Origin of the sequence: Dietzia massiliensis (assembly GCF_018390595.1) — a bacterium.
Taxonomy (GTDB): domain Bacteria; phylum Actinomycetota; class Actinomycetes; order Mycobacteriales; family Mycobacteriaceae; genus Dietzia; species Dietzia massiliensis.
The window spans coordinates 1-483 of sequence record NZ_JAHBAV010000157.1; the positions used below are offsets into that span (position 1 = coordinate 1).

General features: G+C 68.5%; 1 protein-coding gene. It reads left to right on the top strand.

The genetic code is table 11. From position 1 onward, the window contains the following. The coding region (gene aroQ / locus KHA85_RS20115; protein WP_213186648.1) for a gamma subclass chorismate mutase AroQ at positions 1–397 on the top strand (397 nt) is incomplete at its 5' end. Positions 398–483 lie beyond the last annotated feature (86 nt).

Sequence of the window (483 nt, forward strand, 5' to 3'; positions counted from 1 at the left end):
GCATTTGCCGATCGAAGACCTGGCGCAGGAGGCGAAGGTGTTGGCCAGCGCGCAGGCGGAGGCGGGGCGTTTGGGGCTTGAGCCCGCGTCGGTACGGCCTTTTATCGCCGCGCAGATGAACGCCGCCAAGGCGATTCAGTACCGCTATCGCGCCGACTGGCTGGCGAGCCCGGAACCCGGCTGGCAGCCACGGCCGTTGGCGCCGGTGCGCCCGGAGATTGCGCAGTTGAGCAGCCAGATATTGCAACGGCTGGCGGAGCGGCTGCGCGCCGGCCCGCTCGGCGAGGCGGATCGGGCGGCGTTTATGGCGTCAGTGGATCAGGTGAATCTCAGCGCCGCCGACAAACGGCGGCTGGCGGATGCGCTGCTGGCGGTCAAAACCGGCAGCGCACGCTGAGCGTCAGTCGCGGCCGACGGTGCTGCGGCGGAAGGTCAGCATCCGGCTGCGGTTGGCGATGAGATCCACGTTGTAACCGCGGAAAT